Origin of the sequence: Cryobacterium sp. MDB1-18-1 (assembly GCF_004402735.1) — a bacterium.
Classification (GTDB): Bacteria; Actinomycetota; Actinomycetes; order Actinomycetales; family Microbacteriaceae; genus Cryobacterium; species Cryobacterium glucosi.
In genome coordinates this window covers 1-4,280 of the sequence record NZ_SOFR01000034.1, presented here as the reverse complement: position 1 = coordinate 4,280, position 4,280 = coordinate 1, and the positions used below count along the sequence as shown (strand labels likewise).

Here is a 4,280-nt window from a genome sequence, read left to right as displayed (position 1 = left end):
CGCACTCACCGCAGGCTTGACCTTATCGATCACCAGGGTCGTCGTCGCCACCGCACCCCAGTTACCCGCCGCATCCTTCGCATGCACCGAAATGGTGTGACTTCCCTCCGAGAGCGCGGTGAGGTTTGCCGCGGGGATCGCGGCGTCCAGGCCGGCGCTCGGCGGGGTGGGGGTGACACTCATCGCCGTCCCCGTCCCCTCGGCGCCGAGGGTGTCTGTGAAATACTCGGCCGCCGCGATGGCGGAGCCCCCGGTCGTGGTGTCGCTTCCGGTGGCGTGCAGGGTGGCATCGGCCGTGCCGTTGCTGGGATTCGGAGTCAGGACCGGTGATGACGTCACCGGTCCGGTGAGGTCGACAACGCTGGGCTGTTCCTTGAGCCACTGGTAGGCGGCAAGGACGTTGATCCGGCCGTTTCCATACGCCGTGTCCGGGCCGGAGAGGCCGAGATCCAGCGCGGTCGCTGTGAGCGCCGCCTGTGCCTGGTCGGTGGTCAGTCCCGGGACGGCGCCGAGGAGCAGCGCCAGCGCGCCCGTGGCGTTCGGAGCAGACATCGATGTGCCAGAGGCCGTCTGATAGAGGCCGTAGCGATCATCGGTGAGGATATTCACGCCCGGCGCGACGAGGTCGGGGAAGATCCGGGTCCGCGAGCCGCACGTGGATGGCCCGCGACTGCCGGATGAGTAGATCAGATCGTTGACGGTGACCGCACCAACGGACAGGGCTTCGGGGTAGTTCGCCGGACTGACGCTGGTGGAAGCGCCCGAGCCGTAGTTTCCGGCGGCGAAGACGGGCAGGATGCCGACCGCGCGCAGGGCCTGCAGGTCGGGCTGGAACGAGAGGTCGCACCCGGGGCCGGCGCCGATCGACCACGACGCGTTGACGAGCTGGGGAGCGTCCGGGGTGTTCGGATCGTGGTCAGGGTCGAGTACCCATTGGAATGCCTGGTGGATCGCCGTAGCGGTGGCCACGCCCCTGTCGTTGAAGATCTTCGCGGCGATCCAGGTGGCGCCGGGAGCCACCCCGATCGAGGTGCCGCCGGCATCCCCACCGAGGATCACGCCGGTCGTCGCCGTGCCGTGGCCGGTGAGGTCGGTCGGTGTGAGGGGATGCTCGCCATAGGGGTCGAACCAGCTGTCCGTTCCACCGCGCCATCGGCCTGCGAGGTCCGGATGGGAGACGTCGACGCCGCTGTCCAGGCTCGCGACCACCACGCCCTGCCCGGAAAAGCCCAGGTTCCACAAGGCCGGAGCGCTGACCTTGTCGACGCCGGGTTCCGGGAGCCCGACGGAAGGAACCACCCTGACTTCGTCGGGGATGATGCTCGCGACATCCGGGCGCTCGGCGAGGTCCCGGATGACGTCTGCGGTGGCGGTCACCGAGATCCCGTTGACCACCCAGAGGGGGATGCTCCTGGTGACCGTGCCCTGGTCGGCCCTGGCCCGCAACAGGTTTCGGATCGGCACCTGCGAGGCGTTCGCGGTGGCCGTCAGCTCCTGGATGGTGCCCTTCAACCGAGCCGCACGGGTACCGCCTCGGACGCGCTTCAGGTCGGCCCTGTCGCGCAAGGTCACGACCACGGTGGTCACGCCCCCGGGAGGGAGGGCGGCGAGGATCGCCTGAAGACCGGGGTCCAGGTCGGCGGATCCGGGAGCAGTGCCGGGCCGGGCCGAGGCCGCGGGGGCGAGTCCCGTGACCAGCAGCGCGACCAGTGCCGCAACGGCAAGTGTCTTCTTCATCGTTTGCTCCCGCTGTTTTCGCTGGCCCGGACAGGATGGAACGAAACCGCAACCGCGGCGTGCACCCGGCGACGGGCGACGATAACGACACCCAGCATGGCTCCGAGCAGCAGGATGTCGAGAACGGATGTCACCACTTCCAGCGGGCGGGCATCCGCGGGGCTCGCGGCGGCGACGGTCCAGTCGACCTGCGCGACCGCGGTGGGGAGGCCGTCCCGGTCCAGGGCCACGATCGCATTCCACCCGCCGGCAGTCGGCTGGGCTATCTCTGCTTCGAAACGGCCCTGCTCGATCCGCTCGAGGATCACCTCACCCGTCGTTCCTGTCGGGCCGGCGAGGGTCACCGTGACGTCGCTGACGGGCTGCGCCTCCAGTTTGACGATCGAACGGGCCCGAACGATCAGACGGCTCCGGTCCGGTCCGGCCGCCACGTGCTCGAGCGTGACGAAGAGCCCGTCGACGGTGGCCGTGTGCAGGGTGGTCTGCTGGGTCGCCGAGGCGATCTCCCGGGCAGTGGGAACCGAGGTGAGCAGTCCGGCAGCACCCACCGCGAGGACCAGAATGAGGATCTCGGCACCGACGACGGCGGCGAATCGGCGGGGCGGTACCGGCGCCCACCCGCCGGATCGGCCGAGGATGCGGCCCACCCGCGCGGCCAGTCGGGGATTGACGAGCAGAGTGTTGATCCCGGCGAGGATCAGGGCAACGGCGACCAGGACAAGCTTTCCTGCGACGACGGCGCCGTAGACGGTCGAGGCCACGCTGGTCAGGTCGGGGATGTGGAGACCCGCCTCGTAGAGCCCGGTCGCAACCAGGACAACGGTTGCGATGGCGGCCATCGGGCTGAACGCGCGCCAGGCCGACGCGAGGATCGGGCCGCGGGTGTCCCGGTTGCGGCGAAGCAGAGGGATCAGGCACAGGGCAAGGACGGCAAGGCCACCGGCCCAGACTCCCGCGGCGACCATGTGCGAAGCGGCGGCAAGGACGGCCAGAGCGGATCCCCGGGGCAGGGTTGACGCGTGACCTGCCCACGATTCCAGGCCGACGACGGCAACGAGCGCGACGACGGCAACGCGCAGCTGCCCGCCGGGCTGACGCGAACGTGCCGCCCGGTACAGGGTCGCTGCCGCGATCACGAGCGCGATCTCCCGCCCCGACCACAGGTAGCCCCACGGGGTGCCGGTCAGGGTGGCCCAGGTGGCGTCGAACCAGTCGCCCAGGGAGCCACCGCCCGGCTGGGTGAGGAGAAAGGGGGTGAGTGCCCCGGTGACGACCGCGACGCCGGTTGCGAGGGCTCCGATGAGGAGTGAACGCCGGCGCGGCGCTGTCCCTGCCGCGCCCATCGAACCGAGTACTCGTCCGGAGACGGCGATCGCACCGATTCCGAGGATGATCGCGGAGAGGTCGATCCAACGGATCAGCAGTCCGGGAAGATCGGGGAGTCCGCCCGCTGCGGAGGCGACTCCCGTGGGGCGAGTCCCGACTCCGAAGTACACCGACCCGTTGGACGTGTGACCGTCATCGGTGGCGAGCACCTTCCAGTCCAGCAGGTAGGTCGCCTTCTCGAGCGGTTGCGTGTGGATTCTGACGATGCCCCCGTCATCCGTCTCGGACACGGATGCCGTCACGACGACCCGCACTCCGTCGGAGGTGTGGAGTTCGAAGGTGCTGGCATCCGCTGCGATGGCTTCCGTGAACCAGAGGGTGAGTGCTGATCTGCCCACGGAGATCACACCGCCATTGGGAGGATCGGAGCGCTCGAGGCCGCTGTGGGCCCAGGCAGGCGATGCCCCGAACAGGACCAGCACGAAGGCGGCAAGAAGAATCGCGGCCGCGCGGCTCCGCACCCGGAGCCGGGACCTGTTCATCCCCGGGCCTCGATGTGCTCGAGCCGGGAGTCGCCCAGGACCAGGGTCACGAGTGAACCGGCGTGAATGGCGTTGTGGGAGTTGGCGAACAGGAAGAAGTAGGTTCCCCCGAGTTCGAGCTCTGACGCGTGGTGGGGCCTGGAGATGACCATGGTCGCCCCGGTGTCCTCAACGACCACGATGGGCAGCAGGGTCGTGTCGTGGATCATCCGGTCGGCTTTGTCGGGGTCGACGACCTGGTAGCGGAATTCGATCAGGCCGCCCGCCGCCGTGACTCCGATCAGGTTGACGTCGATTCCGTACCGAGCCGCCATGCCCTCTGCGGTGACCAGGGTGGTGCCCGCGCGAACATCGGCCTTCTGCCCCGGCCACCAGGCGAACGCAGCAGCAGTGCTTGCGCCGAGAAGAAGGACGGCGACCACGGCGATCGCGACCAGCCGGCGACGGCCGGGGCGCTCCTTCGGCTCTTCCGGGTTCGACTCCGGGTGCGTGTTCGACTCCGGCAGGATGTCGGTGATCATTGCGGGTCCTTCCTTCCATCGGCCGGCCGGGAGCGACCGGCCGACCGACGCTGTTCGCTACGGGACATCGAAGGCGTCCAGGTCCTGGTTGGCGGTGGTGAGGCCGTGGGCGGTGCCATCGAAGTAGACCGACCAGGTGCCCGCGTTGTAGTAG

At 69.2% G+C, this 4,280-nt stretch carries 3 protein-coding genes; all 3 read right to left on the bottom strand.

What is annotated here, in order from left to right; genetic code table 11:
* Positions 1-1,737: S8 family serine peptidase (locus E3O50_RS08370; RefSeq protein WP_166790599.1), on the bottom strand; the 1,737-nt coding region annotated here is incomplete at its 3' end.
* Positions 1,734-3,605: a copper resistance protein CopC gene (locus tag E3O50_RS08365; RefSeq protein WP_134558371.1), complete on the bottom strand. Its 1,872-nt coding sequence runs from the start codon at positions 3,603-3,605 to the stop codon at positions 1,734-1,736. The genes E3O50_RS08365 and E3O50_RS08370, both read right to left, overlap by 4 nt.
* Positions 3,602-4,126, bottom strand: a complete 525-nt coding sequence (locus E3O50_RS08360) for a hypothetical protein (protein ID WP_134558370.1) — start codon at positions 4,124-4,126, stop codon at positions 3,602-3,604. Before E3O50_RS08360 ends, E3O50_RS08365 begins: the two co-directional genes overlap by 4 nt.
* Positions 4,127-4,280: the final 154 nt, after the last annotated feature.

Coding starts and splice junctions, on each gene's coding strand:
- E3O50_RS08365 (WP_134558371.1), bottom strand. CDS start 3,605: ATGAACAGGTCCCGGCTCCGGGTGCGGAGCCGCGCGGCCGCGATTCTT.
- E3O50_RS08360 (WP_134558370.1), bottom strand. CDS start 4,126: ATGATCACCGACATCCTGCCGGAGTCGAACACGCACCCGGAGTCGAAC.